This window comes from Roseospira goensis, assembly GCF_014197795.1.
Taxonomy (GTDB): Bacteria; Pseudomonadota; Alphaproteobacteria; order Rhodospirillales; family Rhodospirillaceae; genus Rhodospira; species Rhodospira goensis.
Map to the genome: position 1 here is coordinate 1 of NZ_JACIGI010000053.1, position 15,204 is coordinate 15,204.

At 72.0% G+C, this 15,204-nt stretch carries 12 protein-coding genes; 5 read left to right on the top strand and 7 right to left on the bottom strand.

The window, feature by feature from the left end:
• Nucleotides 1–156: 156 nt before the first annotated feature.
• The 6 genes from GGD88_RS17520 to GGD88_RS17545 all read right to left on the bottom strand — a co-directional run bounded on the left by GGD88_RS17520 (nucleotide 157) and on the right by GGD88_RS17545 (nucleotide 7,249).
• Nucleotides 157–900, bottom strand: a complete 744-nt coding sequence (locus GGD88_RS17520) for an SDR family NAD(P)-dependent oxidoreductase (RefSeq protein ID WP_184437900.1) — start codon at nucleotides 898–900, stop codon at nucleotides 157–159.
• A gap of 142 nt (nucleotides 901–1,042) precedes the next feature.
• Nucleotides 1,043–2,524: an amidophosphoribosyltransferase gene (gene purF / locus GGD88_RS17525; RefSeq protein WP_425502617.1), complete on the bottom strand. Its 1,482-nt coding sequence runs from the start codon at nucleotides 2,522–2,524 to the stop codon at nucleotides 1,043–1,045.
• 88 nt (nucleotides 2,525–2,612) lie between these two features.
• Nucleotides 2,613–3,284, bottom strand: a complete 672-nt coding sequence (locus tag GGD88_RS17530) for a CvpA family protein (RefSeq protein ID WP_184437902.1) — start codon at nucleotides 3,282–3,284, stop codon at nucleotides 2,613–2,615.
• Nucleotides 3,285–3,289: 5 nt separating this feature from the next.
• On the bottom strand, nucleotides 3,290–4,729 hold the full coding sequence (gene radA / locus GGD88_RS17535) for a DNA repair protein RadA (RefSeq protein ID WP_184437904.1): 1,440 nt from the start codon (nucleotides 4,727–4,729) through the stop codon (nucleotides 3,290–3,292).
• Nucleotides 4,730–4,959: 230 nt separating this feature from the next.
• Nucleotides 4,960–5,736, bottom strand: coding sequence for a DsbA family protein (locus tag GGD88_RS17540; RefSeq protein WP_184437906.1), 777 nt, complete (start codon nucleotides 5,734–5,736; stop codon nucleotides 4,960–4,962).
• 151 nt (nucleotides 5,737–5,887) lie between these two features.
• Nucleotides 5,888–7,249 carry a M48 family metalloprotease gene (locus GGD88_RS17545; RefSeq protein WP_246423852.1) on the bottom strand — a complete coding sequence of 454 codons (1,362 nt, stop codon included), beginning with the start codon at nucleotides 7,247–7,249 and terminating at the stop codon, nucleotides 5,888–5,890.
• Nucleotides 7,250–7,436: 187 nt separating this feature from the next.
• Between GGD88_RS17545 and GGD88_RS17550 the strand changes: the two genes are divergently transcribed.
• From GGD88_RS17550 to acs, 4 genes are all read left to right on the top strand, one after another.
• The gene (locus tag GGD88_RS17550; RefSeq protein ID WP_184437908.1) at nucleotides 7,437–8,741 is read left to right on the top strand and encodes a gamma-glutamyltransferase; all 1,305 of its coding nucleotides are present in this window, start codon (nucleotides 7,437–7,439) and stop codon (nucleotides 8,739–8,741) included.
• Nucleotides 8,742–8,847: 106 nt separating this feature from the next.
• The gene (locus GGD88_RS17555; RefSeq protein ID WP_184437910.1) at nucleotides 8,848–9,996 is read left to right on the top strand and encodes a pyridoxal phosphate-dependent aminotransferase; all 1,149 of its coding nucleotides are present in this window, start codon (nucleotides 8,848–8,850) and stop codon (nucleotides 9,994–9,996) included.
• Between the two features lie 31 nt (nucleotides 9,997–10,027).
• Entirely contained in the window at nucleotides 10,028–10,390 is a 363-nt protein-coding gene (locus GGD88_RS17560; RefSeq protein ID WP_184437912.1) for a Rieske (2Fe-2S) protein, read from the top strand.
• Nucleotides 10,391–10,589: 199 nt separating this feature from the next.
• Nucleotides 10,590–12,530: an acetate--CoA ligase gene (gene acs, locus GGD88_RS17565; RefSeq protein WP_184437915.1), complete on the top strand. Its 1,941-nt coding sequence runs from the start codon at nucleotides 10,590–10,592 to the stop codon at nucleotides 12,528–12,530.
• 270 nt (nucleotides 12,531–12,800) lie between these two features.
• Here acs and GGD88_RS17570 read toward each other — a convergent pair whose 3' ends face one another.
• Nucleotides 12,801–13,913 carry a hypothetical protein gene (locus tag GGD88_RS17570; RefSeq protein WP_184437917.1) on the bottom strand — a complete coding sequence of 371 codons (1,113 nt, stop codon included), beginning with the start codon at nucleotides 13,911–13,913 and terminating at the stop codon, nucleotides 12,801–12,803.
• Nucleotides 13,914–14,539: 626 nt separating this feature from the next.
• Between GGD88_RS17570 and GGD88_RS17575 the strand changes: the two genes are divergently transcribed.
• The gene (locus tag GGD88_RS17575; protein WP_184437919.1) at nucleotides 14,540–14,740 is read left to right on the top strand and encodes a hypothetical protein; all 201 of its coding nucleotides are present in this window, start codon (nucleotides 14,540–14,542) and stop codon (nucleotides 14,738–14,740) included.
• The last annotated feature ends 464 nt before the right edge of the window (nucleotides 14,741–15,204 follow it).

The following is a 15,204-nucleotide window of genomic DNA, read 5'->3' on the forward strand; positions in this document are numbered from 1 at the left end:
TCAAGGTCATCAAGCGGATGGCCTACGGCTTCCGCGATGACGCCTACTTCTTTCTCAAGATCCGCGCCGCCTTCCCCGGAATTCCGTGATGAACCTTTTCTTCTTTCTCGCGCCCACGCTCCCGCGTGGGCGCCCGCCCTTTCCATCTTGGGGGCCTCACCCCGCGGCCGTCAGGTCCACCAGTGCGCCGTGCTCCTGATAGTCCGGGCTGACCAGGCGCACGAAGGCGTCGGCGTGGGCCTCCGGCGCCGGCAGCGTCGCCGGGTCCTCCCCCGGGTAGGCCTCGCGGCGCATCTCGGTGCGGGTGCGCCCAGGGTTGACCAGGTTGACCTTGACGTTGGTCTTCAGCAGTTCGGCCGCCCAGACCTTCACCATCATCTCCAGCGCCGCCTTGGAGATGGCATAGGCGCCCCAGTAGGCGCGCGCGGCATGGCCCACCCCGGAGGTGACGAACAGCGCCCGGCCGGCCGTGGACTGGCGCAGCAGCGGGTCGAGGGAGCGGATCAGGCGCCAGTTGGCGGTCACGTTGACGTCCATCACCTGCTGGAACATCTCCGGCGGCATGTGCCCCAGGGGCCCCAGCCGGCCGAGAAAGCCGGCGTTGCCCACCAGCACGTCGAGGCGGCCGAAGCGCTCATACAGCGCCGCTCCCATGCGGTCGATCTTGTCGCCGTCGGTCAGGTCCTCGGCCACCAGTATGAGCGGGGTGGCGCCGGCCGCCTGCACCTCGTCGTCCAGGTCCTCCAGCGCCGCCTGGGTGCGGGCGACCGCGACCACATGGGCGCCCTCCAGGGCGAAGCGCTTGGCGACGGCGCGGCCGATGCCGCGCGAGGCGCCGGTGACGACGGCGATACGGCCGGCCATGGCGCCGGCGGTGGGAGCGGTGTCGGATGCGGTCATGGTTGGACTACCTTGAAGCGGAAGCAAACGGGGAGGGGCGGAGTCCAGATCCGTTCCCGGCCCCTGGCAATGCGGTCACGCAATCGCGACTGATGGTCAGTCGGTCGCGTGGGGCACGGGGACGCCCGGAGTCGCTGGGTCCCTACACCGCCTCGCGCAGCAGCGTGAGCTGGCGCGTGCGGCTGCCGTCCTCCTCGTCCACCAACGGGATCGGATACTCCCCGGTGAAGTAGTGGTCGAGGTAGCGCGGGCGCGCCGGGTCGCGGCCGGGCTCGCCCAGCGCGCGGTAGAGGCCGTCCAGGGAGATGAACGCCAGGCTGTCGCAGTCGATGTAGTTCGCCATCCCTTCCACGCTCAGGCGGCTGGCCAGTAGGGCCGCCTCGTCGGGCGTGTCGATGCCGTAGAAACAGGGATAGCGGATGGGCGGGCTGGCGACGCGCATGTGCACCTCGGCGGCCCCCGCCTCGCGCACCATGCGCACGATCTTGACCGAGGTGGTGCCGCGCACGATGGAGTCGTCGATCAGCACCACCCGCTTGCCCTCCAGGACGGCGCGGTTGGCGTTGTGCTTGAGGCGCACGCCCAGGTGACGGATCTCGTTGGTCGGCTCGATGAAGGTGCGGCCGACGTAGTGGTTGCGGATGATGCCCAGGTCGAACGGGAGCCCGGCGCCCTCCGAGAAGCCCAGCGCCGCCGGCACGCCGGAGTCGGGGACCGGCACCACGATGTCGGCATCGGCCGGGGCCTCGCGCGCCAGCTCGCGGCCGATGGCCTTGCGCACCGCGTGCACACTCTTGCCGCCCATGATGCTGTCGGGGCGGGCGAAGTAGATGTACTCGAACATGCAGGGGCGCGGCGCCACGGGCGGGAACGGGTGGAAGCTCTCCAGCCCGTCCTCGGTGATGACCACCATCTCGCCGGGCTCGATGTCGCGCACCCGCTCGGCGCCGATGATGTCGAAGGCGCAGGTCTCGGACGCCAGGATGTAGGCATCGCCCAGCCGCCCCAGCACCAGCGGCCGCACGCCGTAGGGGTCGCGCACGCCGACCAGCTTGCGCTGGGTCAGCAGCACCAGGGCATAGGCGCCCACGACCTGGAACAGCGCCTCCACCAGCCGGTCGACCATGCGCCCGCGCGCCCGCGCCATCAGGTGCAGGATGACCTCGGTATCGGTGGTGGACTGGAAAATGGCACCTTGCCGGATCAGGTCGGCGCGCAGGGTATGGGCGTTGGTCAGGTTGCCGTTGTGGGCGATGGCGACGCCCCCCAGGTCCAGTTCGGCGAACAGCGGCTGGACGTTCTTGGGGTTGGGCGCGCCGGTGGTCGAATAGCGGTTGTGGCCGATCGCGGCCGTGCCAACCAGCCGGTCCATGACGGCGCGGGACGAGAACACGTCGCCCACGTGGCCCTGGTCGCGGTGGGCGTTGAAGCGGTCGCCGTCGTGGGCGACGAGGCCGGTGGCCTCCTGGCCACGATGCTGCAGGGCGTGCAGGCCCAGGGCCGTGTGGGCGGCGGCGTCGGGGGTGCCGAAGATGCCGAACACGGCGCACTCCTCGCGCGCGCGGTCGGTGGCGGCGTCGTAGGCCAGGGGCAGGGGCGGAACAGGCGGCGGACCGAAGGGCAGGGGAGGCACGGGCGGTATCCGATTTCCGAGGGTCGGGACCGGCCCGCACCTCCGGTCGGCGGAGGGGGGCCGCGTCCGGGGGGTGCTGCTACTGGGTGCTTTCGATCAGGCGGTCCATGTCCTGGCGCTCGCCGGCGTCGTAGCCGGGGTCGCGGGGCGTGGCCTCGGCGCCCGGTTCGGGCTGGCGCAACTGCTCGAAGGCGCGCTGCGCCTCCATGGCGCGGGCGGCGCCGTCGCCGGCCTGGGTCGCCAGGGCCTGACCGTCGGTGAGCAGGTCCTCGGGCAGCAGGGCGACCAGGGTCTCCGCGCCCTCGACGATGACGGGCATGCTGCGGGCCTGCTGGACCCAGGGCGGCTGGGTGTCCGGCGGCACCAGCCAGGCCGCCGCCACGTACAGGACCACGATCACCACGGCGCCGCGCGCCAGCCCGAACAGGAAGCCGAGCGAGCGGTCCAGGGTGTTCAGGGCGCTGTCCTGCACGCGGCGCGCGATCAGGGTCGTGACCACCGACAGCACCACCAGCGTGGCGAGGAAGATCGCCACCGCGGCGGCCAGATCGGCGACCCAGTCGATGGGGATGTACTGGCGCGCATAGGGCTGGGCGTGGGGCAGGCCGTAGATGGCCGCCAGCACGGCGCCGATCCAGGCCGCGATGGCCAGGACCTCGTGCACGAAACCGCGGAAGAAGGCCAGCGCCGCCGACACGACGAGGATGACCAGGACGACGATGTCCACCGGGTTGACCGGCCAGTTTTCCATGAGTCCTATTCCCCTCGGTGCGGTCGCCGGCCCGCCGACGCGGCGTCCGCGCCCAGGGCCGCGACCAGATCCTGAAGGTGGCCGACGGCGTGGGCGGCGATCCCGTCCGGCGGGGTCTCGCCCGCCTGGCCGCGTCCGGTCTTGCTCCGTCGTCCGCGCGCCGGCAGCGCCGGCAGCATGGCGGCCGAAAAGCCCAGCTTGGCCGCTTCCTTCAGGCGGGCCGCCGTCTGCGCCACCGGGCGCAACTCGCCGGACAGTCCGATTTCGCCGAACACCACGGTGTCGGCCGGCACCGGCGCGTCGGCGGCGGCCGAGACCAGCGCGGCAGCGACGGCCAGGTCGGCGGCCGGCTCGCCGATACGCAAGCCCCCAGCGACGTTGAGATAAACGTCATGGCCCGCCAAGGCAAGGCCGCAGCGGGCTTCCAGCACGGCCAGCACCATCGCCAGTCGGGCGCCGTCCCAGCCCACCACCGCCCGGCGTGGCGAGCCGCCGGCGGCGGCCGAGACCAGCGCCTGAATCTCCACCAGCACCGGCCGGCTGCCCTCGACGCCGGCGAAGACGCAGGCGCCGGAGACGTTGCCGCGCCGCTCCGCCAGGAACAGGGCCGACGGGTTGTCCACCTCCATCAGCCCGGCGTCGGTCATCTCGAACACGCCGATCTCGTCGGTGGCGCCGAAGCGGTTCTTGACCGCCCGCAGGATGCGGTAGGGGTGGCCACGCTCGCCCTCGAAGTAAAGCACGGTGTCCACCATGTGCTCCATGACGCGCGGGCCGGCCAGCGTGCCCTCCTTGGTGACGTGGCCGACCAGGAACAGGGTGAAGCCGCGCCGCTTGGCGAGGCGTATCAGCTCATGCGCGCAGGTGCGGACCTGGGCGACCGTGCCGGGCGCCGACTCCAGGGTGTCGGAGTACATGGTTTGGATCGAGTCGACGACCACCACGCCGGGGCCGTCGCTGCCGTCCAGGCTGGCGGCGATGTCGCGCACGCTGGTGGCGGCGGCCAGGGACACCGGGGCGTCGGCCAGCCCCAGGCGGGCGGCGCGCAGGCGCACCTGTTCCACCGCCTCCTCGCCGGAGATGTAGGCCACGCCGGTGCCGGCGGCGAGCGCGGCGGCCGCCTGCAACAGCAGCGTCGACTTGCCGATGCCCGGGTCGCCGCCCACCAGCAGGGCGGAGCCGGGCACCAGCCCGCCGCCGCACACCCGGTCCAGCTCGGCGATGCCGGTCAGGCGCCGGGGCGGCGGCCGTCCGTCGCCCTTGAGGCCGACGAAGTCCAGCGAACGGCCGCCCCGGCCGGCGGTGATCCCCTTCGGCGCCGCCTCCGGCACGGCCTCCTCGACGATGGTGTTCCACTCGCCGCAGGCGTCGCAGCGGCCGGCCCACTTGCGGGTGACGGCGCCGCAGGACTGGCATACGAACTGACGGGCAGGGGCCTTGGCCATCGGGGGTCCGGGCAGGAGAGCGGAACGCCCGAATACGGAATCGCATGGTGATTTCGAATTCGGGCGTTCCGCTCTGAAACCAACAGATCGCGCCGAGTCACGCTCGAAATCGGCCCCACCCCGGGGGTTCCGATGTCGAGCGATCGGCGCCAGGAAACGCGGCCCGGCACCTTACCGCGTGCGCCGGGCCGTGACCACGGGCGCAAGCGCCCGGTCGTCCTCCGCCCCGGTCACCCCTCGGCGCGGGCGGCGGCGATCAGGTCGTTCAGCTCCTCCTGCGAGACCGCGCCGGGCACCAGAGCGTCGCCGATGACGAAGGCCGGGGTGCCGCTGATCCCGAGCGCGCGGGCGAGCTGGATGTTCTCGGCGAAGCGCTGATCCAGCGCCGGATCGGCCATGTCGGCGCGCAGCCGCTCCACGTCCAGGCCGACCTCGGCGGCGACCTGCATGATGGCGGCCTCGGAGACGCCGCCCTTCATCGCCATCAGGGCGGTGTGGAACTCGGGGTAGCGACCTTGCGCCCGCGACGCCTCGGCGGCGCGTGCGGCCAGCACCGACTCCGGCCCCAGGATCGGCAACTCGCGGATCACCAACCGCACGTTGCCGTCGGCCTCGACCGCCTGCATCAGGGCCGGGAACACCCGCTTGCAGTAGCCGCACTGATAGTCGGAGAACTCCACCACCGTGACGTCGCCGTCCGGGTTGCCGATCACGTCGGCGGCGTCGGCCGCCTCCAGGGCGGCGCGGTGCTGCTGGATCGCGGCGCGGCTGCGCTCCGCCTGGGCCGCTGCCTCGCGCTCCTGGTAGACCTCCAGGGCCTCGGCGATGATCTCCGGGTTGGCGAGCAGGGTGTCGCGGACCAGCGCCCGCACCGCGGCCTCCTCGGCCGCGCTGAGCGCGGGGTCTTGAGCCTGGGCGGGTGTGGCACCGGTCCAGGCCAGGGCGAGCAGCCCGGCCATCACGGCCCCGGCCCAGACCGAACGGTGGGGTGGCGGACGCGTGGTCATGGGGCGGCGGTCTCCTGTGTTGCGGGGTGGGGGCGGTCGACCGCCCCCGTCGGGTCGCGGCGCCGCCCATCTGCGGGATCACGTCTGCTGGATAATGGGAGCAAGTCGGCGGTGCCACAAGCAACCGCCCGGTCCGCACACGACGCGCGGGTCAGCCGGCCTCGTCGCGGCGCCGCTCGGCCTCGCCGCGCAGGTCCTGGAGCCGCAGCCACGTGGGCGAGCCACGCTTGATCTGCGTCTCGGCGCGGCCAACGTGGAACAGCGCCCGGTCGTAGTCGCCCGAGCGCAGCGCGGTCTCGGCCATGGCATAGTCGGCCATCGCGGTTTCGCCGGCCTGGCCGTACGCCTGGGCCAGCAGCCGCCAGGCCAGGGCGTTGCCGTCGTCGCGGCTCAGGGCGTTGCGGAGATTGTCCTGGGCCGGCTCCAGCAGGCTGGCATCGCTGCTCTCGATCTGGGCGTGGGCGAGGGCGACGCGCAGCAGCGGTTCCTCCGGCGCCAGGTCCACCGCGCGCTCGAACGAGGCCAGGGACTGCGGCACGCGCTGGGTCTCGAACAGCATCTGCCCCTTCAGTTCGTGGAAGAAGGGGTTGTCGGGCTCGTCGGCGATCAGGCCGTCGATCAGCCCGAGCGCCGTATCCAGCTCGACGGCGCGGTAATGGGCGATGGCGCGGGCGTAGCGGCCCGGGATGTCGTCGCGGCCCTGGTACAGCCGCAGCGCCTCGCCCGGCGGCCGCAGGAAGGCGTTCAGCTTGGCCACCATGCGGGCGTGCCAGTCGCGCCACTGCGGCGGCACGTCGTCCGGCCCGAGGCGGGAGCGCGCGACGTGAGTCTCGACCGCGCTGAGGCGGTCGCGGGTCAGGGGATGGGTGCGCAGGTAGGGGTCCTGGCTCTCCGGCGTCAGCGCGGTCTGGCCCTCCAGCGTCTGCAGGAAGTCGCGCAGGCCGCCGGCGGGCAGGTTCTCGCGCTCCAGCGCCTTGAGGGCAAAGGCGTCCGCCGATGCCTCCTCGGTGCGGCTGTAGGCCAGGAAGTTGCGCAGCGCCGCGTCCTGCGCGCCCATGCCGAGGGCGACGCCCAGATCCGGCCGGCCGACCAGGGCGCCGGCCGCCGTGCCGAGCAGCATGGCCAGGATCGAGGTGGTGCCGAGGGTGTCGAGATTGCGGTTGAGCCGCACATGGTGGCCGCCGGCGATGTGCCCGATCTCGTGGGCGATCACCCCGATCAGGGCCTCCGGGCGTTCGGTGCTGGTGATGAGGCCCGTGAACAGGAACAGACGATTGCCCGGGGCCACGAAGGCGTTCAGGCGCCCGTCCTTGAGCAGCCGGATGGTGACCGCGTCGGGCGGGATGCCGGCGCCGCGCAACAGTGGCGCGGCATAGGCGCGGATGATACCTTCGATCTCCGCATCGCGGATCAGTGTCTGCGCCCGCGCCGGGGCGGCCATCGCCCCCGCCAGCATCAGCGATGCCACCGCGATCATCAGCACGGATACCGCCAGGCCCCGGATGCGCGCCATCACCGTTCCCACTCCCGCCGGTCGCGCCATGCCACACGGCGCAGACGACCATTCCGCCCGAGACGGTAGTCACTCCCCCGGGCAGCGTCAACGCGGACCCCGGCGTCCGGGACGCGGCCCGACACGGTGCCCGCGACCGCGCCCAACGGGGCGCCCAAGGTGGCGTCCGGCCCGGGCGCTGGCCCTGGTGGCGGTGCTCGCCCTTCTGACCGGGCCACTGGCGGCCTGCGGGCCGGAGCGCCAGCCCGGCGTGTTGGGCTATGTGCAGGGCTTCGCCGGCGCGGTCGCCGCCGACGAGCCGCGCGCCGTCGTGGTGGCGCGCGATATCCTGTCGTCGGGCGGCACCGCCATCGACGCCGCCGTGGCGGTGGCCCTGACCCTCACCGTCACGCTGCCGACCTCGGCCGGGCTGGGCGGCGGCGGTGTGTGCCTGGTCCACGACGAGGACCCCGACGGCCGCGCGCGGGTCGCGACCCTGGACTTCCTGCCCACCACGGCCGCCGGGCCGGCCGGTCCCGACGGTGCCGTGGCGGTCCCGGCGCTGCCGCGGGCGCTGTTCGCGCTGCATGCGCGCGGCGGCGTGCTGCGCTGGGAATCGCTGGTGGCGCCGGCGGAGAACCTGGCCCGCTTCGGGTTCCCCGTCTCCCGGGCGCTGGCCGCCGAGGTCGCGGCCCTGGGGCTGACGGTACCGGTGCATGGGGTGGTCCGACCGACCGAGGGGCAGGGGCTCCAGAACCTGGACCTGGCGCGCGCGCTCGGGCAGGTGCGGGTCGGCCCGGGCGAGTACTACGCCGGGGCGGTGGCCCGCGAACTGATCGCCGCGGCCGCGGACCAGGGCCACACCGTGACGCCGGAGGCGTTGCGTGACTGGCGCCCGGCGTGGCGCGCGGCGACCCTGGAGGACTTCGGCTCCCACCGCGACGCCTTCCCGACGGTGCCGGACAGCGCGACCCGGCTGGCCGCCGACTGGGCGGCGGTGGACGACGGCGACGACTGGGCCGAGGACCGCACGGCGGCCGGCCCGGCGCCGCTGCCCGACCTGGGGGCGGCCATGGCGTCGCGCGGCGCCACCGCGTTCCTGGTCGCCGACAGCTACGGCGGGGCGGTGGCCTGCGCCCTGAGCGTCAACACGCCGGCCGCCGCCGGGGCGCCGCTGCCCGGGTTCGGCTTCGCGCTGGCGCCGCTGCCGGGGCCGGATGCTCCGGACATCGCGCTCATGCTGCGCGTCAACACCAACACCGGCAACACCCTGAGCGGCCTGGCCGCCGCCGGCGGCGGCGCCGTGGACCTGGCGATGCAGGCCGGCCTGCCGGCGCTGAAGGGCTCCGCCGCGCCCCGGGCGGCGCTGGCGGCGGCCGAGGCCGGCGGGCCGGGCCGGGCGCTGGTGTCGCTGCTGTCGTGTCCGGGCGGGGTGCCGCGGGCGCCGGAGACCTGTGCCGTGGCGGTGGACCCGCGCGGCGCCGGACTGGCCATGCTGGTCGGCGCGCAGTAGACCTCCCGCCTCGTTTCCGTTCGCCCGGGTCCCGGGGCGGCCGCCGCGCGCCGGCGCCGGCCGTCGGGGTCCGCGGCCGAGCCCGCTGCCTGGAGATCCCGTTGCCATGGTTCTGACCGTCGCCGACCGCGCCAAGGTTCCCCCTTTCATCGTCATGGACGTCATGAGCGCGGCCGCCGCGCGCGAGGCCGCCGGCGCGCGCGTGCTCCATCTGGAGGTGGGGCAGCCCGGCACCGGTCTGCCCCGACGGGCGGCGGAGAAGCTGGCGCGGCTGATCGAGACCGAGCCCCTGGGCTATACCGTCGCGCTGGGCATTCCGGCGCTGCGCGAGCGCATCGCCCGACACTACCGCGAGGCCCACGGCGCCGATGTGCCGCCGGAGCGCATCCTGGTGACGACGGGCTCGTCGGCCGCGTTCCAACTGGCGTTCCTGGCGGCGTTCCCGGCCGGGGCGCGCGTCGGCCTGGCCGCGCCCGGCTATCCGGCCTATCGCCACATCCTGTCGGCGCTGGGGGTCGAGCCGGTGATCCTGCCAGTCGGGCCGGAGACCCGCTATCAGCCCACGGTGGAGGTTCTGGAGGCGTGCGGCGAACGGCTCGACGGCCTGATCGTCGCCAGCCCGTCCAACCCGACCGGCACGGTGGTGCCGCCCGACGCCATGCGCGCGCTCGCGCGCTCCTGCGAGGACCGGGGGATCCGCCTGATCTCGGACGAGATCTACCACGGCATCGTCTACGGCGAGCCGGCGGTGTCGGCCGCCGGCCTGACCGAGACGGCCATCGTCATCAACAGCTTCTCCAAGTACTATTCGATGACCGGGTGGCGTCTGGGCTGGTTGGTGGCGCCACCTGACATGATCCGCCCGCTGGAGTGCCTGGCACAGAACATGTTCATTTCCGCGCCGACACTGTCGCAGTACGCCGGCCTCTATGCCATGGACTGCACCGAGGAGCTGGAGGCCAACGTGGCCCGCTACGCCGCCAATCGGGCGCTGCTGCTGGAGGCGCTGCCGGCCGCCGGATTCGACCGGCTGGCCCCGGCCGACGGCGCCTTCTACCTCTACGCCGACGTCTCGCGCCTGACCAACGACAGTCCGGACTTCTGCCGGCGCATGCTGGCCGAGACCGGCGTCGCTGCCACCCCGGGCCTGGACTTCGATGCCGCTCAGGGCCACCGCTTCGTGCGCTTCTCCTTCGCCGGGTCCACCGAGGACATGGCGGAGGCCGCGCGGCGCCTGCAGGCCTGGGCGAAGTAGCGGGTCCCCCGCCGGACGCGCCGGTCGCGCCATGACCGAGACTCCGCCTCTGCTGACCCTCTCCGACCTGGCCGACCCGGACGCCCGCGGCGTCACCGTGGCCGGCCCGGACGGCGCGCCGGTGCGCCTGATCGTGACGCGCCGGGGCGACCGGGTGTTCGGCTACGTCAACACCTGCCCGCACAACCGCATCCCGCTGGACTTCGTGCCGGGCACGTTTCTCAGCCCGGACGGCCGCTTTCTGCGCTGCGGCACCCACGGCGCCCTGTTCCGGCCCGATACCGGCAAATGCGTGCGCGGACCGTGCCGGGGCCAGCGTCTGACGGCGGTTCCGCTGGCCGTGGACGCCGGCGGCGGCATCCGGCTTGCGGGGCCGATCGGCTGGCGCGCATGAGTGCGGTCGGGGCCGCGCGCGATGGCGCTGATCCCGACCCGAACCGGTTCCCACACCGCCCGTTCTGCTCTAGAGTGGCGACCCTTCGATGCCGCCGCGCCCCGCCCGCAGCCGTATGGCAAGCCGCGCGCGGGCCAAATGATAAAGACAGTCGCCCCCCGCGGGTCGAGACCATCCGGGAATGAGGAGGAGCATATCCATGTCCGAAGCAAAGGTCTTTCCGGTGTCGGACGCCGTTGCCGCCGACGCGTACGTCGACTCGGCCAAGTACAACGAGATGTACCAGCGCTCCATCGCCGACCCGGAAGGCTTCTGGGCCGAGCACGGCCGGCGCATCGACTGGATCAAGCCCTACACCCAGGTCAAGGACGTCTCCTACGACCCGCATGACGTTCACATCCGCTGGTTCCACGACGGCACCCTGAACGTCGCGGCCAACTGCCTGGACCGGCACCTGGAGACGCGCGGCGATCAGACCGCGATCATCTGGGAGGGCGACGACCCCGCGAAGGACGCCAAGATCACCTACCGCGACCTCTACGAGCGGGTGTGCCGCCTGGGCAACGCGATGCGCGACCTGGGCGTCAAGAAGGGCGACCGGGTGTGCATCTACATGCCGATGATCCCGGAGGCGGCGGTGGCCATGCTGGCCTGCGCCCGGATCGGGGCCATTCACTCGGTGGTCTTCGGCGGCTTCTCGCCCGACAGCCTGTCCAACCGCATCCAGGATTCGGAATGCGTGATGGTCATCACCGCCGACCAGGGCCTGCGCGGCGGCCGCGGCGTGCCGCTGAAGGCGAACACCGACAAGGCGCTGGAAAGCTGCCCGTCGGTCAAGCATGTGGTCGTGGTGCAGCATACCGGCGCCGACATCCAGATGGTCTCCGGCCGGGACCACTGGTACCACGCCATCACCGGCGGCCAGCCGGCGGAGTGCGCGCCGGAGGAGATGAACGCCGAGGATCCGCTGTTCATTCTCTATACGTCGGGCTCGACCGGCAAGCCCAAGGGCGTGCTGCACACCTCCGGTGGCTACCTCGTCTATACATCGATGACGCACGAATACGTCTTCGACTACAAGGACGGCGAAGTCTACTGGTGCACGGCGGATGTGGGCTGGGTGACCGGCCATAGCTACATCGTCTACGGGCCGCTCGCCAACGGCGCCACCACGCTGATGTTCGAGGGCGTGCCGAACTACCCGTCGACTTCGCGGTTCTGGGAGGTGGTCGACAAGCATCAGGTCAACATCTTCTACACCGCCCCCACGGCCATCCGCGCCCTGATGCGCGACGGCGAGGATCCGGTGAAGAAGACCAGCCGCGCGTCCCTGCGCATCCTCGGCTCGGTGGGCGAGCCCATCAACCCCGAGGCCTGGCTGTGGTTCTACAACGTGGTGGGCGATGGCCGCTGCCCGATCGTCGACACCTGGTGGCAGACCGAGACCGGCGGCATTCTCATCACCCCGCTGCCGGGGGCCATCGACCTGAAGCCGGGCTCGGCGACGCTGCCGTTCTTCGGGGTCTGCCCGGTGGTGGTGGACAACGAGGGCAAGGAACTGGAGGGCGCGACCGAGGGCAACCTCTGCATCGCCCAGAGCTGGCCCGGGCAGATGCGCACGGTCTACGGCGACCATGAGCGCTTCGTGCAGACCTACTTCACCACCTACAAGGGGTACTACTTCACCGGCGACGGCTGCCGCCGCGACGCCGACGGCTACTACTGGATCACCGGCCGCGTCGACGACGTCATAAATGTGTCCGGGCACCGCATGGGCACGGCCGAGGTGGAAAGCGCCCTGGTCGCCCACCCCAAGGTCTCCGAGGCCGCGGTGGTCGGCTTCCCGCACGACATCAAGGGGCAGGGCATCTACGCCTACGTCACCCTGGTGGCCGGCGAGAAGGAAAGCGAGGCGCTGCGCAAGGAACTGGTCACCTGGGTCCGCCAGGAGATCGGCCCGATCGCCAGCCCGGATATCATCCAGTGGGCGCCGGGGCTGCCCAAGACCCGCTCCGGCAAGATCATGCGCCGCATCCTGCGCAAGATCGCCGAGAACGACTTCGGCAGCCTGGGCGACACCTCGACGCTCGCCGATCCGTCCGTGGTCGACGACCTGATCGACAACCGCCCGGAGGGCTGACGCGGCCCGCTGGGACCGACCCAGGGGGGGCGGGCGGCCGGCTGGTCGCCCGCCTTTTTCATGCGCCGCCCGTCGCCCCCGATCCGGCGGCGGCGGCCGCTCAACAAATCGCCCGCGGCGCGGGAGGGCGGCGCGGGCGATCGCGGGTGGGCATCGCGGCAGGACGGGGGCGGCAGGACGGGGGCGGCAGGACGGGGGCGGCAGGACGGGGGCGGCAGGACGGGGGCGGCAGGACGGGGGCCGAACGGGAGGTCGCGTGGGCGCGCCGCGTCAGCGCAGGAGGACGTGAACCTCGGGATGCTGCGCGGTCGGGCTGGTGGTGGCCGACAGGGTGATGCGGTTGGGGTCGATGCCCATGTTCTGTAGCGAGCGCACCACCCGCTCGGCGTAGAGGCGGGCCTGGGCGGTGTTCTGCGAGCGCTGGCCGACCGCGTTCACGGCCGGGCCGACGGCGACCACCTGGAAGCCCGCGTTGGGGTAGCGGCCGAGCGCATTGTTCACGGCCTCGTACAGCGCGGTCTCGTAGTCCACCGAGCCACGGTCGAAGCGCACCATCACCAGCGGCTGCCCGCCGGCGAAGCCGCCCCCTCCGGGCAACCCCATGGCCGCCATCTGGGCGTTGGCGTTGCCGAGAATCGGCCGGTTGGCGAAGCTGGTGCCGTAAAGCTGGCCGTTCTTGATCGCCAGGGCGAGGGTGTTGAGGTTCTGCTTCTCGTTGCTGACGTACTGCTGCTGGCGCGCGATGTCCTGCGACAGTTCGTTCAGAAGTCGCTCGATCAGCACCACGGTCTGTTGGGTTTCGTCCTCCAGCACGCGAAGCTGGCGGTGGTCCTCGTCGACCGCGCCCGACAGCGAATAGGCCGCGCGCACCGAATCCAGCAGGTAGTTGGCCATGGCCGAGCTGGTGGTGATCTGGGCGGCCAGCTGGTTCATCAGGATGATGTCGTCGTTGATGACGTTAAGCTGGCCCTGGGCCTGCTCCCAGCGGTTCATCAGCACGGGGTTGCCCGGCGTGGTGCCCACCTGCAGGCGGGCGTTCATGCCCGCGACGTTCTCATGGTAGGCCTGGGAATCCTGGATGGTCTTGTTGCGAATGGTCTGAAGCTGCTCGTTCTGGCCCCGGATGCTGCCCTGCAACTCGCCCAGTTCCTGGCGGAAGCCGGTCACCTTCTGGCCCACGAAGGTCCCCGTGGGCTCGCCGGGCGTAACGCCTGACGGCTCGAAGTAGGTCGAGCCCAGCTCGGGGGGCTGGGTGTCGGCGTAGCCCGCGGCGCGGTCGGAGGCGGGTCCGCTCAGGGACGGAAACGGCGTGCCGACGGAATCACATCCGCCCAGGGCCAGCAGGGCCGCCGCCAGCGCCAGTCCAGGAGTCCGAAGGGCCATGAGTGAAACCTTCTTGCGAGACGTTCTGTTATCGTTGCCCGACGACCGTTGCCCGACGACCGTTGCCCGACGACCGTTGCCGGCCGATCGTCACCCGGCCGTGCCCGATGCCGGCGGCCCGTGCCGTCCCTGCGGCCCTCGCGCCGACGGTTTCGCCGCGACGGGGCGGTTCCCCGGGTTCGTTTCCCCCCCCCCCGGGTTTGTTTCCCAGGGTCGTGTTCCGGGCGCCGCTCCCTGACCATGCGGCCCGCGCACCCCTGTTAGCCGCATCCCCGACCGATCGCATCCCCGGGTCACGATCATCAGGAAGGCGTCTCATATCTGGACGAGTGACAGCTATATGCTCCCCACCGCTCGGACACGCCACCGGTGCCTGGGTTTGTACAAGGTGAGCGGAGTGTACGTAAAGCGTTGAGGCGGAACAAGCCGCTTTTCTTGGCAGTGTCGCACGAGTCGCGCCCCTAATCGCGGCCTCGGAGGGCCCGGCGGGGGGGGTCCGTCCGTCCTGCGAGACCCTACTCTCTAACAGAGCGAGCCAACACCGCGACCGGTCGAGCCGCCGCCAGCCCGGGTGGCGGCGCCGCAACACCGAAGGCGTCTGGCGCGAACGGCCAGGCGACGGAGCCGTGAAGACACAGACGCTGTGCGAAACCCGGTGGGACTGGATGCGCGATCGGGTTCGGGAGTCCTGGCCCGATCTGCCGGCGCAGGACCTCGACGCCGTGGCAGGGGACTACAACGCGCTGGTCGAGCTGCTCCGGGACCGCTACGGCCACGGCCTGAAGGAAGGCGCGGCCCGGCTGGACGAGATGGTCAATGACAGTTGAGGGCGCCCGACCGCCCGCCTGTGTGCGCGCCGGGGCGCGGCCGGCGAGAAAGGTCTTGCGCGCCGGGGGCGATCCCCCTATAAAGACAAGTCTTGGCCGTCACGGCCGACCACCCCACGACATGGCTCTGTCCGACGCCCTTGCGGGCGGGGGCGGTGTTTTGTCGAAACCGGGGTGGGTCAGGCGGCCCGCTGTTTGATGTCGTAGACATGTCGCCCGGTTGGACCGGGCGCCCTGGTTGGATCGCTCGGTATCGGGCGCCCCGTCCTGAGGCGCCGCCTGGGTCCACCGCGCTCTGGCCCGATGCCTTCCGGCATCGTCCTGGCCGGCGTCTGGGTCTCGGCCCGGGTCGGCACGATCGGAAATTTTCTGAAATTTTCTGATTGACTGGGTTTGGCTGGATGCGTAGAAACCGGGCTCCCGACGCGGCGGGGCTGGCCTTGAGGGGCTGGCGGGCCGGATTG